At 40.5% G+C, this 18,732-nt stretch carries 13 protein-coding genes and 1 pseudogene; 12 read left to right on the top strand and 2 right to left on the bottom strand.

All coding sequences use genetic code 11. The annotated features are described in order from the left end of the window. The first annotated feature begins 22 nt into the window (after nucleotides 1-22). The 11 genes and pseudogenes from IPJ02_05490 (at nucleotide 23) to IPJ02_05440 (ending at nucleotide 15,385) form a co-directional block, all read left to right on the top strand. A complete protein-coding gene (locus IPJ02_05490) occupies nucleotides 23-1,204 on the top strand; it encodes an AGE family epimerase/isomerase (GenBank protein MBK7375021.1) in 1,182 nt (393 codons plus the stop codon). A 22-nt stretch (nucleotides 1,205-1,226) separates the two neighbouring features. Beyond that, nucleotides 1,227-2,677: pseudogene (locus tag IPJ02_05485) on the top strand (arylsulfatase). A 2-nt stretch (nucleotides 2,678-2,679) separates the two neighbouring features. Further along, on the top strand, nucleotides 2,680-4,221 hold the full coding sequence (locus IPJ02_05480) for a sialate O-acetylesterase (GenBank protein MBK7375020.1): 1,542 nt from the start codon (nucleotides 2,680-2,682) through the stop codon (nucleotides 4,219-4,221). A gap of 109 nt (nucleotides 4,222-4,330) precedes the next feature. After that, complete coding sequence (gene nagB, locus IPJ02_05475) at nucleotides 4,331-6,253, top strand: glucosamine-6-phosphate deaminase (GenBank protein MBK7375019.1); 1,923 nt, start codon at nucleotides 4,331-4,333, stop codon at nucleotides 6,251-6,253. A gap of 53 nt (nucleotides 6,254-6,306) precedes the next feature. Beyond that, complete coding sequence (locus IPJ02_05470; GenBank protein MBK7375018.1) at nucleotides 6,307-8,598, top strand: family 20 glycosylhydrolase; 2,292 nt, start codon at nucleotides 6,307-6,309, stop codon at nucleotides 8,596-8,598. 13 nt (nucleotides 8,599-8,611) lie between these two features. After that, entirely contained in the window at nucleotides 8,612-10,633 is a 2,022-nt protein-coding gene (locus IPJ02_05465) for a beta-galactosidase (protein ID MBK7375017.1), read from the top strand. Nucleotides 10,634-10,654: 21 nt separating this feature from the next. Beyond that, entirely contained in the window at nucleotides 10,655-13,240 is a 2,586-nt protein-coding gene (locus IPJ02_05460; GenBank protein MBK7375016.1) for a family 20 glycosylhydrolase, read from the top strand. Between the two features lie 39 nt (nucleotides 13,241-13,279). Continuing rightward, nucleotides 13,280-13,477: a hypothetical protein gene (locus IPJ02_05455; protein MBK7375015.1), complete on the top strand. Its 198-nt coding sequence runs from the start codon at nucleotides 13,280-13,282 to the stop codon at nucleotides 13,475-13,477. Between the two features lie 86 nt (nucleotides 13,478-13,563). Beyond that, nucleotides 13,564-13,878, top strand: coding sequence for a tyrosine-type recombinase/integrase (locus IPJ02_05450; GenBank protein ID MBK7375014.1), 315 nt, complete (start codon nucleotides 13,564-13,566; stop codon nucleotides 13,876-13,878). A 321-nt stretch (nucleotides 13,879-14,199) separates the two neighbouring features. After that, complete coding sequence (locus IPJ02_05445; protein ID MBK7375013.1) at nucleotides 14,200-14,886, top strand: hypothetical protein; 687 nt, start codon at nucleotides 14,200-14,202, stop codon at nucleotides 14,884-14,886. Beyond that, nucleotides 14,876-15,385: a nuclear transport factor 2 family protein gene (locus tag IPJ02_05440; GenBank protein MBK7375012.1), complete on the top strand. Its 510-nt coding sequence runs from the start codon at nucleotides 14,876-14,878 to the stop codon at nucleotides 15,383-15,385. The genes IPJ02_05445 and IPJ02_05440 overlap by 11 nt, the downstream gene beginning before the upstream one ends. A 65-nt stretch (nucleotides 15,386-15,450) precedes the next feature. Here IPJ02_05440 and IPJ02_05435 read toward each other — a convergent pair whose 3' ends face one another. Both IPJ02_05435 and IPJ02_05430 read right to left on the bottom strand, forming a co-directional pair. After that, the gene (locus tag IPJ02_05435) at nucleotides 15,451-16,794 is read right to left on the bottom strand and encodes an ATP-binding protein (GenBank protein ID MBK7375011.1); all 1,344 of its coding nucleotides are present in this window, start codon (nucleotides 16,792-16,794) and stop codon (nucleotides 15,451-15,453) included. 102 nt (nucleotides 16,795-16,896) lie between these two features. After that, the gene (locus tag IPJ02_05430; protein MBK7375010.1) at nucleotides 16,897-18,252 is read right to left on the bottom strand and encodes a sigma-54-dependent Fis family transcriptional regulator; all 1,356 of its coding nucleotides are present in this window, start codon (nucleotides 18,250-18,252) and stop codon (nucleotides 16,897-16,899) included. Between the two features lie 241 nt (nucleotides 18,253-18,493). Here IPJ02_05430 and IPJ02_05425 point away from each other — a divergent pair, with 241 nt between their 5' ends. Further along, nucleotides 18,494-18,679 (top strand): hypothetical protein, encoded by a 186-nt coding sequence (locus IPJ02_05425; protein MBK7375009.1) that lies wholly within the window; start codon nucleotides 18,494-18,496, stop codon nucleotides 18,677-18,679. The last annotated feature ends 53 nt before the right edge of the window (nucleotides 18,680-18,732 follow it).

The following is an 18,732-nucleotide window of genomic DNA, read 5'->3' as shown; positions in this document are numbered from 1 at the left end:
ATTATAAAAACAAACTGAAGTAATGAGTTATCAAAAACAAGACTTAGAAACGCTAAAAGAATTTTATACTAACCAGTTGCTGAGCGACACCGTTCCGTTTTGGTTCCCCCGCTGTTTTGATAAAGAATGCGGCGGGTTTCTGTTAATGAGAGATGCAGATGGTTCATTGATTGATGATGATAAAGCCGTATGGATACAAGGCAGGGCAACATGGATGCTGTCCACTCTATACAATACGGTAGAAAAAAAACAGGAATGGCTTGATGGAGCAAAGCTTGGGTATGATTTTTTAAACAAGCATTGTTTTGATACCGATGGGCAGATGTTTTTTCATGTAACAAGAGATGGAAGACCTATTCGCAAAAGAAGATATTTTTTCTCTGAAACATTTTATGTAATTGCAGCAGCGGCTTATGCAAAAGCCAGTGGCAGTGAAGAAGCAGCCAAAAAAGCAAGATTTGTATTTGGAAAATGTATTGAGTATGCAACTACTCCCGGCCTGCTGCAATCAAAATTCACTGGTACAAGACCATCAAAAGGTATTGGTGTGCCAATGATAATGATAAATACGGCGCAACAATTAAGAGAAACAATTGGCGACCCCCGCTGCGATGAATGGATAGAGAAATGGATGGCTGAAATAGAAAGAGATTTTGTAAAAGACGATATAAAATGTGTAATGGAGCAGGTAGCTCCAGATGGAAGCATCATTGACCATATTGATGGAAGAACTTTAAATCCCGGACATGCTATGGAAGGTGCCTGGTTTATTTTGCATGAGGCAAAGCACCGTAATAATGATAAGCGATTAATTGATTTGGGCTGCCGGATGCTGGACTATATGTGGGAAAGAGGATGGGATAAAGAACATGGCGGCATTTTATATTTCCGTGATGTATATAACAAACCTGTGCAGGAATACTGGCAGGATATGAAAATGTGGTGGCCGCATAATGAAGTAATCATTGCAACAATGCTGGCTTATATAATGACCGGCAATGAAAAATATGCTGAGTGGCATAAGATGGTACATGATTATTCATACTCACATTTCCATGATAAAGAAAACGGGGAATGGTTTGGTTACCTGCACCGGGATGGTACATTAGCGCAACCGGCAAAAGGAAATTTGTATAAAGGGCCTTTTCATTTACCACGGCAGGAATGGTATTGTATGCAAATACTGGAACAATATTTAAAATAAATTAAAATACAAAAGAAGGAAAATGAAAATTACTTTATTTGTGATATTAGCAGGATTTTTTCCCAAAAAAAAAAAAGGCCTTTTCACAAGTATTATTTGCAAATACAGATGGTGTTATGGTCAGCAAAAAATTAAAACACCCAATCTCGACAGAATGGCGGCAGAAGGAATCAGGTTTTTGCAGCATTACAGCAGTGCGCCGGTTTGTGCACCATCAAGGGCCATGCTTATGACAGGTAAACATGCCGGGCATTCTTATATCCGTGGCAATTATGAACTGGGCGGCTTTGCTGACAGCGCCGAGAGAGGACAAATGCCCTTGCCATCCGAAGCATTTACAGTGGCTGATTTACTAAAACAAAAAGGTTACAAAACAGCCCTTGTAGGTAAGTGGGGACTGGGAATGGGAAACACGGAAGGTTCTCCCTTAAAACATGGTTTTGATTATTACTATGGTTATTTAGACCAGAAACAGGCCCATAATTTTTACCCAACTCATTTATGGGAAAATGATAAATGGGATACATTGAATCAGTCTTTTATAAATGTGCACAAAAATCAGATTCTGCAAATGTTACCGATAAAGATTTTGATTATTTTAAAGGCAAAGATTATGCACCGGCATTAATGACCGGTAAAGCTTTGCATTTTATAGATAAAAATAAAAACAACCCTTTTTTTTTGTATCTGCCATATACTCTTCCCCATGTATCGCTGCAGGCACCTGATGAATGGATAAATAAATATGTCGGTCAATTTGATGAAAAGCCGTACTATGGCCAGCAAGGGTATGCTTCAGCTAAATACCCACTATCTGCTTACGCTGCTATGATCACTTATCTGGATGCACAGGTAGGTATAATAATGACCAAAATAAAACAATTGGGCCTTGATGAAAATACCCTTATTCTGTTCAGCAGCGATAACGGCGCTACTTTTAATGGAGGGGTAAATGCAAAATATTTTAATAGTGTAGATGGGCTCAGAGGTTTAAAAATGGATTTATACGAAGGGGGCATAAGAATGCCTTTTATTGTAAGGTGGCCGGGACGCATCAAAGCAGGAACTACATCCCGCTTGGTAAGCACACAATATGATTTTTTTGCAACAGTGGCTGATATTACAAAACAACACGTTGATAATACCGACGGCATTTCTTTTTTGCCGGAATTGTCAGGGAAAACCAAAAAGCAAAAAAAACATACGTATCTATATTTTGAGTACCCCGAAAAAGGAGGTCAATTGGCCATCCGTATGGGAGATTGGAAAGCGGTAAAGATAAATCTGAAAAAAAATCCTTTTGCCATGTGGGAACTGTATAACCTTGAAACAGACATAAATGAAACAACAAATGTGGCGGCACTATATCCGGAACTGCTAAAACAATTTGATGCGATAGTGAAAAAAGAACATCAGCCTTCGCTTGTAAAGGAGTGGGAGTTTATTGATAACAAAATTTCCGCCGGTAAGTAAGAATGAATATGCTTTTTTTAAATATCTCTTCACAAAATAAATGGCATTTCATTTGGCTGTTTATTCTTGCATTTTTTCCTGTTCCTTGTTTTTCACAATTACAGCTGGCAAAAATATTTTCTGATAATATGGTTTTGCAACGCAATGAGCCTGTTAACATATGGGGTAAAGCCAAACCAGGAGATACAGTGATAGTGGTATTTGCAAATGATAGAAAATCCACTGTTGTTCAACATGATTCGGGCTGGACTCTAACATTCAAAGCACAACAGGCCAGCATATATCCACAATCAGCCTTAATAAGAACCAGGGAGGAAAAAATTGAAATTAGTAATATCCTGATGGGAGATCTATGGCTTTGTATCGGGCAATCGAATATGGAGTGGCCGATGTTTAAGGAAAAGCATTTTAAGGAGGAAATGAATTACAGCAATCAGCCACTGCTAAGGCTGTATAACCCTGTTTATGCGGGAAAAAATACTTTCAATGTTTTGTTTTCTGATTCCATCGCAAGACGTCTTACCGCTGAAAAATTTTACAGCGGCCATTGGCAAACCTGCGATAGCAGTTCCTTTAAAACAATGAGCGCCGTTGCCTATTATTTCGGAAAAGAAATCTTGAACGAAACTGGAATACCTGTAGGCCTTATTAATTTTTCCATTGGGGGAGCACCGCTTGAAACATTCATCGGCACTGATGTTTTGGGAAGCAATAAACAGTTTTCTTATAAAGTGCATGGAGACTGGCTGGAGAATGATGCACTGCCGGTTTGGGTAAGAGAAAGAGGGAAGCAAAATGTTGGGAGTTTAAAAAATGTACCGAACAATGTGTATGGAAACAATCATGCCTTTAAACCGGGTTTTGCTTTTGAAGCCGGTATTGTACCAATACTGAATCTGCCAATCAAAGGAATTGTTTGTTACCAGGGCGAAAGCAATGCACAGGAGATTGAAAGAGTAAATGAATATGGAGCATTATCAAAAATGATGGTTGATGATTACCGGAAAAAACTTAAAAATCCAGACTTGCCTTTCTATTATGTTCAGCTTTCATCTATTGATACAGTAAAATACAAAGGACATCTTTGGCCGCAGTTCAGAGATGAACAAAGGAAAATGCTTCAACTGATTCCCCATAGTGGCATGGCTGTTTGTAGCGATATTGGAGCAAAAAATGATGTGCATCCTACTAATAAAAAAACGGTTGGTGAACGATTGGCAAGATGGGCATTAAATAAAACGTATCATAAAAAAATTGTTCCATCCGGCCCATTGCCATTAGTAGTAAAATACCGTAAAGGAAAAGTGATTGTTTCTTTTCTATACGAGGCAAATGGATTAAGAACAACAGATGGAAAACCTTTAAAGGGATTTTCTTTTGATGGAAAGAATGAAGTGGAAGCAGTTTTTGAAAACAAGGCTGTTAAGATTTCAACAAACCAAAAACCAGAATATGTGTACTATGGATGGACACCATTCAGTAATGGCAACCTTGTAAATACTGAGAACCTTCCTGCATCAACATTTAAAATAAAAGTACAATGAACTATAATTTTATTTACACAACAACTTCAAAGAGAACAGGAGTGAATCCTTGCCTGGTAAAGCCTGGATTTTAGTTTATAATAATTAATGATAAATAATGTAATAAAACATGATAGCGAATTATCAAATAGCAGAACAGATTGCCTCTTTTGAAAAAATTCCGGTAACAATATTCAATGAAGCCGATGGAGCTTGTAAAACTGTTACGGTTGATATAGCTGAACTCATTCGTACAAAACAACAGGAAGGCACTATGGCTGTGTTGGGATTAGCCACCGGCTCCACTCCTAAGAAGATATATAAAGAGCTGATACGTATGCACAGGCAGGAAGGCCTCAGTTTTATAAATGTAATTTGTTTTAACCTTGATGAATATTATCCCATGTCTCCATCATCATTGCAGAGCTACCGGCATTTTATGAAGGGGAATTTGTTTGATTGCATTGATATTGAACCGAAGAATTGTTACATACCTGATGGCAATATAAGTTTGGATGATATAAAACATCATTGCGAGCAATACGAGCAAAAAATAAAAGATGCAGGCGGCATTGATTTTCAATTACTGGGTGTAGGCCGAAACGGCCATATTGGTTTTAATGAACCAGGTTCTCATATAAGTTCTGTAACCCGTTTAATTACCCTCGACAGGGTTACCCGTTCTGATGCGGCAGCAGAATTTTCGGGAATGGCCAATGTGCCCCGCAAAGCCATTACAATGGGTGTAAGCACAATCCTTAATGCAAAAAGAATAGTGCTGATAGCATGGGGAGAAAAAAAAGCTGACATGGTAAAGCTGGCTGTAGAAGGTACTGTAAGTGAATTTATTCCTGCCTCATATTTACAGATACATCAAAATACTTCAATTTTTCTGGACGAAGCTGCCGCAGCATTGCTTACAAGACGGAAAACACCCTGGTTGACTGAAGAGGTTGACTGGACGCCACAACTAATTAAAAAAGCTGTCATACATCTTGGATTAACCTGCGACAAACCAATATTGAAGCTGACAAATAATGATTACAATGAAAATGGATTGAGCAGTTTATTGGCTTTGCATGGTAATGCGTATGACATTAACATTAATATTTTTAATGGGCTGCAGCATACTATCACTGGCTGGCCGGGCGGGAAACCAGGTGCAGATGATGAACATCGCCCTGAACGTTCAAAACCCTCAAAGAAACGGGTACTGATTTTCAGCCCACACCCGGATGATGATATTATTTCGATGGGGGGTACATTTCAACGGTTAACAGACCAGGGCCACGATGTACATGTGGCTTATCAGACAAGCGGAAACATTGCAGTAGCAGATGATGAAGCTTTTCGCTTTGTTGAATTTATGAAAGATTTTAATGAGCAATTTCAGATTAGCTCACCAGAAACTACTAATATATATAGGGACTCACTTTCATTTTTAAGTGAGAAAAAAAGTGGTGAAATAGATGAGCTGGAGCTACGTTTTGTAAAAGGCTTAATAAGAAAAGGGGAAGCCAAAAACACCTGCAGGTTTGTAGGCTTACCGGAAAGCAATATGCATTTCTTAAACCTGCCCTTTTATGAAACAGGCAAAATTGAAAAGAAACCTATAGGAGAAGAAGATGTAAATATCATTGCATCATTAATACAACAAGTAAAGCCCCATCAAATATTTGCAGCCGGTGACCTTGCAGACCCACACGGCACCCATAAAGTTTGCCTGGATGGAATTTTTGCAGCCATTGAAAAAATAAAGAACCTGGATTTTATGAAAGATTGTTGGGTATGGCTTTATAAAGGAGCCTGGGCCGAATGGGATATTGACGCAATTGAAATGGCTGTACCAATGAGCCCGGATCAGGTATTGAGAAAGCGATATGGCATATTTAAACATCAGTCTCAAAAAGATGGTGTGGTATTTCAGGGTAGCGATAACCGTGAGTTTTGGCAAAGGGCGGAAGACAGAAACAGGGCAACCGCAATGTTGTATAATAAGCTGGGCTTAGCTGAATATGAGGCGATGGAAGCATTTGTACGATGGCATTTTTAAACCCCACTATATAGTTTTTGAAATAGCGTTTTAATGATTCATAAAAAATTATAATGAAAAAAATCATTTTTCTTTTTTTGGGCCTTCCCTTTTCAGGTATTGCACAACAACCTATAAATATTATTCCGCAGCCGGTATCCATACAGCAACAACTCGGAATTTTTATTTTAACCGGTAATACTACCATTCAGTACAACCCACAGCAAAAGGATTTAAAAAAAGTAGTAGATTTTTTTAATCTGCAAATAAGAAAAATTGCAGGTTTTGTTTTGTCTGTCAACATATCCCGGCCCACAACAATTCAGTTGACTATAGAAAAGCTGGCAACGATTGGGGATGAAGGTTACAGGATGGAGATCACTTCAAAAGGTGTTACCATTAAAGCCAATACCACAGCAGGTATTATTTATGGCATACAATCTTTATTACAAACATTGCCCCCCATACGTACCAACGCAAAACTTGAAATACCCTGCATGAATATTACCGATTATCCCAGGTTTAAATACCGGGGCATGCACCTTGATGTAAGCCGGCATTTCTTCGGGCCAGAGTTGATAAAAGAATATATTGATTTAATTGCATCGTACAAGATGAATGTATTTCACTGGCACCTGGTGGATGACCAGGGATGGCGGATTGAAATTAAGAAATATCCAGATCTTACTGCAACAGGTGCATGGCGGGTCGACCAAACCGATAAGAATTGGGGCAGCCGACCGCAGGCAAAACCGGATGAGAAGCCAACCTATGGCGGCTATTACACGCAGGAGCAAATCAAAGAAATTATTACTTATGCTGCGCAACGAAACGTAGCCATCATTCCCGAAATAGAATTGCCGGGGCATGTGGCCAGCGCCATTGCATCGTATCCGCATTTGAGCTGCACACAGCAATCGCAGCTACCTTTAACAGGAGGCAATTATACAGGCATGTCATCCAACTATTGTGCAGGCAATGATTCGGTGTTTCATTTTTTAGAAAATGTATTAACTGAGGTTATTGATTTGTTTCCATCGCAATACATTCACATCGGTGGCGATGAAGTGGATAAAACTCCCTGGAAAAAATGTAACAGGTGCCAGGCTAGAATAAAAAAAGAAGGGTTGAAAAATGAAGAGGAATTGCAGAGCTATTTTATCAAACGCATAGAAATATTTGTAAACAGTAAGCATAGAAAAATAATTGGCTGGGATGAAATTCTGGAAGGAGGTTTAGCGCCAACTGCAACAGTTATGAGCTGGCGTGGCGAAGCCGGTGGTATTGAAGCAGCTAAAATGAAACATGATGTGATTATGACACCCGGCAAGCCGGTCTACTTTGACCATTACCAGGCTGGGCCGGAAGGCGAACCGATAGCCATTGGTGGAATGAACACATTGAAAAATGTGTATGATTACGAACCAGTGCCCAAAGAATTGGATACAGAAGAAGCAAAATATGTTTTAGGGGCACAGGCAAATGTATGGACCGAATTTATAACTACTGCAGAACATGTAGAATACATGATATTGCCCCGTATGCCCGCCCTTGCGGAAGTGGTTTGGTCATCAAAGGAAAACCGAAACTGGAACAGCTTTAATAAGCGACTGCTAAACCATCTTAGGGCTTATGGACAAAAAGGCTTGCATTATTGCCCCGGAAATTTTACCATAAGCATCAGGCCAGCTGCACAAAACGGTAAACTCTTTGTGGCGCTTTCATCCGAAATCATGAACAGTGAGATTGTTTACAGTACTGATGGAACAGAACCCACATTAAACATTAATAAATATACTGCTCCCTTCGAAATCAATTCATCTGTCTTGCTAAAAGCATCAACAGTACTGAATGGCCGCATCATGGGTGTGCAGGCGGCCCGGCAAAGTTTTGCGATGCATAAGGGCATTGGTAAAAATGTAACCTACATTAACCCCGTAAGCCGTAGCTACATGGCTGATGGACCCAATTCCCTCACTGATGGAGTAAGAGGAACAAATGCAATTGGCAAATTCTGGCACGGCTTCAGCGGGAAAGATTTACTTGCAACAATTGATTTAGTAGAAGCGAAAACCATTCAAAGTATTTCACTCGGTTGTTTGCAAAATTATAACGACTGGATATTTCTGCCGCAATCAGTAAAGTTTGAAACATCGGTTAACGGAATTGATTTTGAAGAAATACAAATTGTGAACAACCTAAACAGCATCAATGAAAAAAATGCACAGGTTGATTTTAAAACATCATTTCCGGCACAAACTGCAAGATTTATACGGATTACTGCAAAGAACAACTTTTGCCCGCCCGGCCACAATGGTGAAGGAAAGCCGGGTTGGATTTTCGCTGATGAAATAATTGTTGAATAATTAAATAAAAATCATGTTCCTGAAAAGTTTCTTTTCTTTAATATTAATCTTCACTCATTTTGCTTCTATCGCACAAAGGGATACTATTGCTGTAAATACAGATTGGCAATTTACAATAGATAAAAAAGCAATAGGCAATGCTGAAAATTGGTTTGCAAAATCATTGCCCGGTAGTCGTTCTGTTAATCTGCCGCATACCTGGAACATCGAAGAAGAAAACCAGAACCATTATGGATGGGGCTGGTATCAGAAGAAAATGGCTCTCCCTGCCAACTGGAAAAATAAAAATGTAATGCTGGAATTTGGCGCCATCAATCACAGTTCCTTTGTTTATATCAATGGAAAGAAAATGGCAGAAAATATTGGAGATGGTTTCAATAAGTTTATCATTAACCTGAATGGCAAACTGGATTATGGAAAGGAAAATGTTATAACGGTTGCCTGTAACAATGATTACGGAAAAAATAAAGTGCCTTTTGGCAATTCATTCGACTGGCCAAATGATGGAGGCATTATTCGTAAAGCTCAATTGATAGTAAGTGATAAACCTTCTGTAAATTATATTCATGCCACGCCAAGCTTGAATGTTGCAACCCACGAAGGGAAATTAAACATTAAACTCGGCCTTGATGAAGTAAAAAATATTCAATTTAATGTTGTAATCACTGAAGAGAACCAGCCAACAAAAAATATTGTGTTGCACAAATCAGTAACCCCTGTATGGCAAAATGGCGAAGCAGTAATAGGTTTTACTTTATCAAATATTCATCCCTGGCATTTTGATTTTCCAAACTTGTATCGCATTGATGTAACGGTAATGATAGGGAATAAAGCAGTTGATAAAATTTCAACCAATACGGGTTTCCATGAATTGAAGTTTACAAACGGACAAACATTTTTAAATGGTGAACACATAAAGCTAATGGGTGTAGAATGGACAGCCGGTTCTAATCCAAATTATGGTTTTGCAGAAACTGATTCTGTTATAATAGCCATGGGAAAATTGATGAAGGATGTTAATTGTATTTTCAGCCGCCAACATTTTCAGCAGGGTGATGTTTTCTACGACTTTTGCGACCGTAACGGAATTTTGGTACAACAGGAACTGCCATTGTGGGGCCCTGAAACCCCGGCCAATGACACCATTCGCAATATTGCCATGAAGCAATTGGAAGTGATGGTGAAAACACTTTATAATCATCCCAGCATTTTTTCATGGGGCGTAGGCAATGAGTTAAGAGCAAGGGATAATGACATGAAGCCAATGATTGCAGACTTGTTGCGCAAGTCAAGAGAGCTTGACCCATCACGCCATACAGCTTATGTAAGCAATACGCTTACACAGGGCTTTTATAATAATCCAAAATTTGTATCCGATGCTGCTAACGATGGCGATTATTTAATGATGAACGAATACGGCGGTAGCTGGTGGGATATACCAACAGGAAAGATTAATCATTATCTCGACAGTGTACACATGAGTTATCCAGGCAAACCATTCTTTATTTCGGAGTTTGGTTTGTGTGAACCAAACTTTAAAGGAGGTGATGAACGAAGAGTGGAAGACCTCATTTATCACATGGGGATTTATGAAAGTAAGCCGTATGTGGAAGGAGCAATCTATTTTGATTTGACCGATTACCGCACCCATTATCCCGGCACTTCAGAAAAAAATAAATTCAGAAGAAGGATCCATGGTGTGTATGATATGTATGGAACACCGAAACCTTCTATGAAAGTTTTGAGGGAGCTTTCAACTCCGGTAGAAGTGCAGGGTGTAAGAAATTGGAAAAAAGGGAAGTTGAATATTTTGATTTTTGGCAGTATCGGCTTGCCCCAGCATGTTGTAAAAGGATATAAATTATATGTATCGGATAAGGCGGATAATTATACTTCTGGCAATGCTTATGAACTGCCGGATATAAAACCGGGTCAGCGAATTGACTTTGAAGTGGATGAACTTAGTAACGGGAATGTATTTATTACCATTATCAGGCCAACCGGATTTGTGGCGTCACAAAAATCATTTTATTGATTTTTATAAAAAATTAACTGAATGAAGTTATTTACTAAACATAGTATGATGTTCTTAATCATGCTGCCTCTTACAGTAATGGGACAGGTAAATCTGCCTGTTTTGCATGATTCCTTGTTCAATACCTATTATCACCAGCGGTGGACATTGTTTCAATTACTTCCCCAAACAAAAGGAGATATAATTTTTATCGGCAACAGTATCACCGAAGGTGGGCATTGGGGTGAATTGTTTAATGATGTAAAAATAAAGAACCGTGGTATCAGTGGTGATATTTCTGCAGGTGTGATAAAAAGAATTGACGAAGTGGCAAAACGCAAACCGGCAAAAGTTTTCCTGATGATTGGAACAAATGATTTAGCAAGAGGTATATCACCGGATAGTATAATAAAGAACATTATAACAGTAGCTGATTATCTGAAGCAGGTAACCCCTGCTACAAAATTATATGTACAAAGCATTCTGCCGGTTAATAACGTTTTCGGAAAATTTGGCGGTCATACAAGTAAAGCAGAACAAATAAAACAGGTGAATGAAAGATTATTAAAGGAATCACCATTACATCATTACAGTTTTATTGACCTCTATCCATTTTTCTGCAATAGTGAGGGCAAACTGGGAAAAAAGTACAGCAACGATGGCCTGCACCTTACCGGGGCAGGATATTTGTTGTGGAAGTATTTGATTTATCCACAGGTATATGGTGTACAGGAAAAACCGTCCATCATACCTGCACCACGACAATTGAAATGGAAGAAAGGCTTTTTCCCGATTCATCAATGCAGCTCCATTATTGCAACACAAAAGGGGCTGGAAAACGAATCGGGGCAATTGAAAGCAATTGTAAATTCTTTAGGCTGGGATGTAGATATAAAGGATAAAGTGCCCGACTTAGAAAAATACATAGAGCTGCGGGTAGCAAAAATTGAAGCGGCTCCGGAAAATAAAGAAGCATATAAACTTGAGGCGACGGATAGTTCAATCCTTATTACCGGCAACACTGCACATGGAATATTTAATGGTATTCAAACTTTAAAACAACTGCTTCGTGACGGTAGTTTTATTGATGCCTGTGAAATTACTGACTGGCCTGCATTTTCCTGGCGTGGATTTATGATAGATGTAGGAAGGAATTTTCAATCCATCAGCCAATTAAAGCAACAGATAGATGTAATGGCTGCTTATAAATTAAACATCTTTCATTTTCATCTCACAGAAGATATTGCATGGCGTTTGCAAAGTAAAATGTATCCGCAACTTACAGATGCAAAATATATGCAGCGTAACCCCGGTGAGTATTATTCACTGGATGAAATAAGGGAGCTGATAGCCTATTGTAAGGAAAAGTATATTACACTGATTCCGGAAATTGATATGCCTGGGCATAGTGCCGCTTTCACAAGGGCTATGAAGGTGGATATGCAAAGCGACTCCGGATTGATAATTTGTAAAAACATTATAAAGGAATTAAGCACTGAATTAGATATTGAAATAGTTCATATCGGTGGTGATGAAGTGAAAATTACTAACAAACAATATTTACCTGAAATAGCAAAACTATTGAAGTCGCTTAATAAAAAAGTGATGGCATGGGACCCGGGCGGCAATCTGCCGGAGGGAACTGCCCTGCAAATGTGGACTGGCAATACGATTCCAAAGAGTAATTACACTTCTATTGATTCACGGCATTTATACCTGAATCATTTCGACCCGCTGGATGGTGTGGTGGCCACATTCAATCACCAGGTTTGTGATGTAGCAAGGGGTGATGAAAATAAATTGGGCGCTATATTGTGCAATTGGCCAGACAGAAGGGTAAGTAAAGAAGATGATTTAATAAGTATGAATGCAGTTTACCCGGTTATGCTCACCTTTTCTGAAAGATGCTGGCTGGGCGGTGGATGGAAAAACTATTTATCAGATATGAGTTCACCGGGCAATGAACGGTATAGCGCATTTGTAGAGTTTGAAAACCGTTTGTTGGAGCATGGGGCGCTTTATTTTAAAAACCGTTCCTTTCCTTATGTACGGCAAAGTGATATAGAATGGAAACTGATTGGCCCATTTGATAATAAAGGAAAAACAGAATCGGTATTTTATCCCGAAGCAACTTCTTTTGCCGACACAGTACAATTAAAAAATTACCCTTCAGTATTTGGAGGCACTATCTGGTTGCGGCATTTCTGGCATCCAATGATTGGCTCTCATCTTAATAATCAACAGGACAGTTCTACTTATTATGCAATAAGAAAAGTATGGAGCAGCGAAGGAGGGATGAAGAAATTCTGGATTGGTTTTAATAATATTGGTCGTGCTAATGCAACTGATTCACCACCTGCTGGAGAGTGGGATTATAAGAGCAGCAGAGTTTGGATAAATGGAAAATTAATTTCTCCACCCAATTGGAAACGGGCTGGCCAAAAAGGAGATTTAGAAATACCCTTAACCAATGAAGGGTATGAAAACAGAGAGCCTGCAAATATTTATTTACAAAAGGGGTGGAACACTATTTTAATAAAGGCGCCGGTAGGAACTTTTAAAAGTGAATGGAATAATCCAGTAAAGTGGATGTTTACGTTTGTTATGAATGATGAAAGCCGTAAGTAGAATGTAAATGAAATAATTTTATTAAACAAATATTATGATTTGAAAAGCACTAGGGGTGCCATTATTATTATCGGTATTTTATTTTTTGTATTTGGTTTTGTTACCTGGCTAAAAGTGCCGCTCATTACTTATGTAAAACTGGCTTTTGGGTTGGATAAGGATTCAAAAGCTTTTATGGTAACAACAGCGCCTTTTCAGCTAAAAGCTCAGGTTGAAGAATGTTTTACCATTCTCTAGAAGGATGTAAAGCGTCCCCACCCGGACACAGGGAGAAATTTTATTTTGAGATTCCCAGGCTCAAAAAAGCATTAAAGTTACCCAAGGTGATCAGTGATGAAAAAATAGTTAGCGGGATCCTTGCTGTTGAAAACCTGAAACACCGTACGCTTTTATTGCTTGCTTGCAGTGCCGGTTTAAAGGTGAGCGAAGTGATACGTTTAAAGATCACCGATATTGACAGCGACAGAATGCAGATATCAGTTAATCATGCCAAGGGCAAAAAAGACAGGGTGATTACATTGAGTGAAATCCTTTTACCCATTTTGCGGGAATATTATTCACTGTACAAACCCCAAACCTGGCTTTTTGAAGGACAGGACAGTATGGAGAATTACAGCAGGCGTTCTGAACAGTGTTGATTTTTTCCCATTGCTTTATTGTTTAAATGGCTTCACAGGCTGAGACCGGGACCGCAGTTGCGAAAGTGTGCCGCAAAATGGGATCAGTTTCTAAAAAACACTGGCAAAATCCATAAAATCCTGTATAATCTGGTTAGATATAATTGTTTTTCCCGATACCAAGCCTAAATCTTTTGCAGTAAAGATTTGGGCTTTTTTATGTCTATCTTGGTTGTGGTAATTATTCACAGCTAGCAAAATAACTAACAAAAGTTACCCATTATGGTTGCTTTGCCCAACAACTGCACATGCAGCAAATTATCACTCTTATTGACAGCCTGTATGCTGTTTATTAGTTGTACAGGTGAACTGCGGCAGAAACCGAAAACCCCTGAAAATATTATAGCCGCTTCTTTGCAGGCTATTGGAACCAAGGCGGTCAGGGACAACATAAATAATATCATTTCATTGGCCAACTGCCTGTCGCCAAAAGGCAGATATACAACGGAGATGCATACGGCCAGGGGAGGGTACGCTTATTTTAAACAAACCTATAGCTATGGCCCGGAGCCATTTGAAGCCGTTATCAAAGATAAAGCCACCGGTATGCAGGCTGGTGATCCGGTAAAACGGCTCAGCAGGGAATCGATATATTCGATTCGGGGCCATGCGTTTCAGAATATAGTTCTTGAAGTTGACAAACGTTTTCACCATTTTGAAGAACCGGAAAGGATCGACACGGGTGGAGTGAAGGCTTACCGGGTAAAAGCAAAGGATGAATTGAACAATGCGTGTTTATTATTCTTTGATCTGGAGACAGGACTGTTGTCTGCTATTCATATTCAAAATCCTGCTGATGTAAATGAAATCATTAAGACCAGCTTTTCAAACTGGAGAAAAGTACAGGAATTGCAAATGCCTTATCATGTAGAGATCAGACAGGGTGAAAAAATATTTACTTTTGAGTTTATAAAGATCAGTTTTAATAGCCCTGGCTTTCAGCAAAGATCTATGAACAATGAACAGTAACCTGATGAAATATTATTCCCTGCTGCTGTTTGCTATTGTACAACTTGTAAGCTGCGGCTCCAAACCTGATCTGGAGGCCGAAACAAAAAAATTGCTGGCCCTGCATAAGGAGCAACAAGATGCACACCTGAACAAGGATGCAAAACAATTTGTGGGCCAGTTCGCCGGGAATATGCTGTCGGTCAACCGGGGAAAGATTTCAGCCACATCAACAGATTCAGCATGGAAGCGGATCAGGGATTATTTTGGTAATGTGGAATTCAAAAAGTGGGAAGACGTAAAACCGCCTGTCATTGAGTTTTCAGCAGATGCTTCGATGGCTTATATAGTAGTGGATAAGCTGGTGGTGCTCACCTATAAGGACGAAGCGGACAAGCCTGTGGAAGAGACCACGCATTTTGCCTGGGTATCCATTTTTAAGAAACAGGCAGATGGGGAATGGAAGATCGTTTGTAATGTTTCTACCAATGAACCGGAACTGGTAAAGCCGGTGATGTAAATGCTGGTTCCCGGCTGTAAACAGTTTGCCTGTTTGGGCCGGCTGAATCAACTAACACCTGTGTTTTAGAAGAAGAGCAAAAATGCCGTTCCCTCCCCCGGCATACTCTGCACTTTAATATTTCCCTTGTGCAGCATCATGATCTGTTTGCACAGGCTAAGCCCGATGCCACTGCCGGTCTTGCGGGTGCTGAAGAAGGGGATGAATATCTTTTCCATCAGATCGGGCGAGATACCGATGCCGTTATCGGCCACTTTGATGACCACTTTGTTGTTGCTGGTAATGTAGGCGGAGAGCAGTATCCGTGGATTGGCCACTTCTTTCACTGCTTCGGCGGCGTTTAAGATGAGGTTGATCAATACCTGCTCAATAAGGCCGGTATCGGCTTCCAGGGTAAGTTCAGGATCTTTTAAGATGATCTCCAGCTCAATATTTTTCTGTTCAAAGGTCGGTTGCATCAGGCGGTGCAGGTTCTCGAACATATCCCTTACATAGATCTTTTTCAGGTTGGGGTTGGTGATCTTGTTCAGGTTGCGGTAGGTCTCTGCAAATTTCAGCAGGCCTTCACTTCTCCGTTTGATGGTATCAATGCCCAGTTCCAGGTCGTCGAGCGAACCGGAATTATTATTCAGCTCTTTCAGGGAGGCCTGCAGCCTGTTCTTAAGTGTTTCGGCCAGGGAAGAGATGGGGGCTACTGAATTCATGATCTCATGGGTCATCACACTCAGTAATTTCTGCCATGCTTTTGATTCTGTTTCATCCAGTGCTTCATTGATGTTTTGAAAGGCGATCAGTTTATAGATTTTCCCTTCTGTTTGAAAAGCCGTGGCGGAAAGCAGCACTTTTAATGTATTCTTATCTGTTGTAATGGACGATACTTTACTTTCCCCGGGTTTCAGTGAAGTGATCTCCCGGTACAATGCTTCATCTCTTTTTTCCAGTGAATGAATGGTCTTAAGGTAGGGGATGCTGAGCAGGTTTTTAAAGGATTCATTCATCCACATCACTTCCCCGTCCTTGTTGTCGTATGAAATGATCCCGGTGTCAACCAGTTCCAGGATCTTTTGCAGGTATTGGTATTGGGTTTCCCTTTCCTTGCTGATGATCTTGAATGTGCTGTTGATCTCGTTGAATCCCTTACGCATGGGTTGTACGGCAACCGGCGCATTTTTTTCATCGAAGTGGCGGGAGAAGTCACGGTAATGAACGGATTCCACGAACTGCTCCAGTTCTTCCTTGCTTTTATTGGTAAAACGGTAGAGGTCTGTCACCTGGAAGGCGATCAATACCAGTACCGAAGCCATGACCAGGTACAGGCCATTGGACAATAAGAATGCAGCGCCGCTCATGGTCAGGAACAGCAATGCGATCCGCACAATTAAACTCCAGTCGTAATTTTTAAAGTTCATAACCTCATCCCCCGGCACTTCTCCACCCTTCGACAAACACAGGCGGGAAGGGGCCAGGCCTTTTGTATGGTGATTTTACAAATTGAACTACTCATCAACGGGTCATATCTCATACTTACTAAGTCTCCGGTACAGCGCCGTACGGGTAATGCCCAGTTCCTTTGCTGCTTTCGAAATATTGCCATGATGTTTTTCAATGACCCGCAGGATCGTATTTTTTTCCACCACCCCCAGGTTCATGTCCTTTTGCTCACTGTTCTCCTGCACGGCAGATTCGATGGGAGAAAAAATAAGGTCATTGGCAGAGAGTGTTTCTCCCTCCGACATGATAACCGCCCGTTCCATGGTATATTGAAGCTCCCGTACATTACCCGGGAAGTTGTACTGCATTAATTTTTCAATGGCTTTTGCATCCAGTGCTGGTACCGGTTTTAAATATTTGGCTGCATAGGTTTGTGCAAAATGATTTGCCAGCAACAGGATGTCTCCATTCCGCTTTCGCAAGGGTGGTACAACGATCTCCACTGTATTTATCCGGTAAATGAGGTCTTTCCGGAAACGGTTCTCATTGGCCAGTTCAGCAAGCGGCAGGTTGGTGGCGCATATCAGCCGTATATCAATATTGATCAGGTCATTGCTCCCGACCCGGGAAACCTGCCTGTTCTGCAAAACACTCAGCAGTTTTGCCTGCTGGTGCATCGATATATTCCCGATCTCATCCAGGAACAAGGTGCCGCCGTTGGCTGCTTCAAATCTTCCGGCCCTTTCTTCGCCGGCGCCGGTGAAAGAACCCTTCTTATGCCCGAACAGTTCGCTTTCAAAAAGGGTTTCGGTCAGGGCCCCCACATCCACTTTTACAAAAGGCTTGTCTTTCCGGAGCGAATGTTCATGGATGGCTTTTGCGATCAGGTCTTTGCCGGTACCATTTTCCCCGAGTATGAAAATATTGGCATCGGTGGGTGCTACTTTCTCGATCTTGAAAAAAATATCTTTCATCACTTCCGATTCGCCGATCATATCCCGGCCGATGGCAGAGGGAACCGGTGCAGTGGACCCCGCAGTACTTTTCCCCTTCGCTTTCAGAATGCCCTTGATGGCCTCCAGGAGTTTTTCATTGTGCCAGGGCTTTACAATGAAATCGGATGCGCCTTCTTTTAAAGACCGTACCGCAAGGTCAATATCGCCATAGGCAGTTATCATTATCACAGAGATCTCCGGATCCAGTTCTTTCACTTTCTTTAACCAGTAAATGCCTTCATTGCCGGTATTGATGCTGCTTTTGAAGTTCATGTCAAGCAATACAATATCGAAACGGGATGATGCCAGCAACGAATGAATGAGCTCCGGATTCTTTTCCGTCATCACTTCTTTCGCTTCTGTCTTCAACAGCAGTTTTACGGCTGTGAGTACATCCGTATCATCATCAATGACCAATATGCTTGCATTTTTCAGGAGCATGTTCCCCGTTTATATTCTTCCGCAATTATACCATATTTAAGAACATTTATCACAGAAAGAATTGAAAAAAAATCACTGCTCACCGGATTGTATCAAAAGCGGATACCGGTTGTATCAAAACCGGACACTGTTGTTGCCTGAAAAAAAGGAATGCGGTTGAAAAACAGGTCGTTAGATTCTGGCACGGCATTGTATACCTCCTGAACAGCATTATTCAGTAAAAAAAATTAAAAGTATAGCCATGAAAAGACAATCAAACCGTTTATTATCTCCCCTCAGCGAAGCGGGTATGATAAACCTCACCGCAGAAGTAAAAGAAGTGTTGGCACACGGGTACAAGAAATCCCAGGGCCGCATTTTAAGTGCAGCCGACCTGTGGAATATCCAGCGCCAGCGCAAGGCAAGGATACTGCGGAGATTCATCTGACTGAACTGTATCAAAAACGGACACCTGCTGTATCGATACCGTACAGGTTTTGA

This window comes from Chitinophagaceae bacterium, from assembly GCA_016710165.1.
Taxonomy (GTDB): Bacteria; Bacteroidota; Bacteroidia; order Chitinophagales; family Chitinophagaceae; genus Ferruginibacter.
The sequence above is the reverse complement of the archived record's forward strand: the minus strand, read 5'-3'. Positions and strand labels throughout refer to the sequence as shown.

Coding starts and splice junctions, on each gene's coding strand:
- IPJ02_05490 (MBK7375021.1), top strand. CDS start 23: ATGAGTTATCAAAAACAAGACTTAGAAACGCTAAAAGAATTTTATACT.
- IPJ02_05480 (MBK7375020.1), top strand. CDS start 2,680: ATGAATATGCTTTTTTTAAATATCTCTTCACAAAATAAATGGCATTTC.
- nagB (MBK7375019.1), top strand. CDS start 4,331: ATGATAGCGAATTATCAAATAGCAGAACAGATTGCCTCTTTTGAAAAA.
- IPJ02_05470 (MBK7375018.1), top strand. CDS start 6,307: ATGAAAAAAATCATTTTTCTTTTTTTGGGCCTTCCCTTTTCAGGTATT.
- IPJ02_05465 (MBK7375017.1), top strand. CDS start 8,612: ATGTTCCTGAAAAGTTTCTTTTCTTTAATATTAATCTTCACTCATTTT.
- IPJ02_05460 (MBK7375016.1), top strand. CDS start 10,655: ATGAAGTTATTTACTAAACATAGTATGATGTTCTTAATCATGCTGCCT.
- IPJ02_05445 (MBK7375013.1), top strand. CDS start 14,200: ATGCTGTTTATTAGTTGTACAGGTGAACTGCGGCAGAAACCGAAAACC.
- IPJ02_05440 (MBK7375012.1), top strand. CDS start 14,876: ATGAACAGTAACCTGATGAAATATTATTCCCTGCTGCTGTTTGCTATT.
- IPJ02_05435 (MBK7375011.1), bottom strand. CDS start 16,794: ATGAACTTTAAAAATTACGACTGGAGTTTAATTGTGCGGATCGCATTG.
- IPJ02_05430 (MBK7375010.1), bottom strand. CDS start 18,252: ATGCTCCTGAAAAATGCAAGCATATTGGTCATTGATGATGATACGGAT.
- IPJ02_05425 (MBK7375009.1), top strand. CDS start 18,494: ATGAAAAGACAATCAAACCGTTTATTATCTCCCCTCAGCGAAGCGGGT.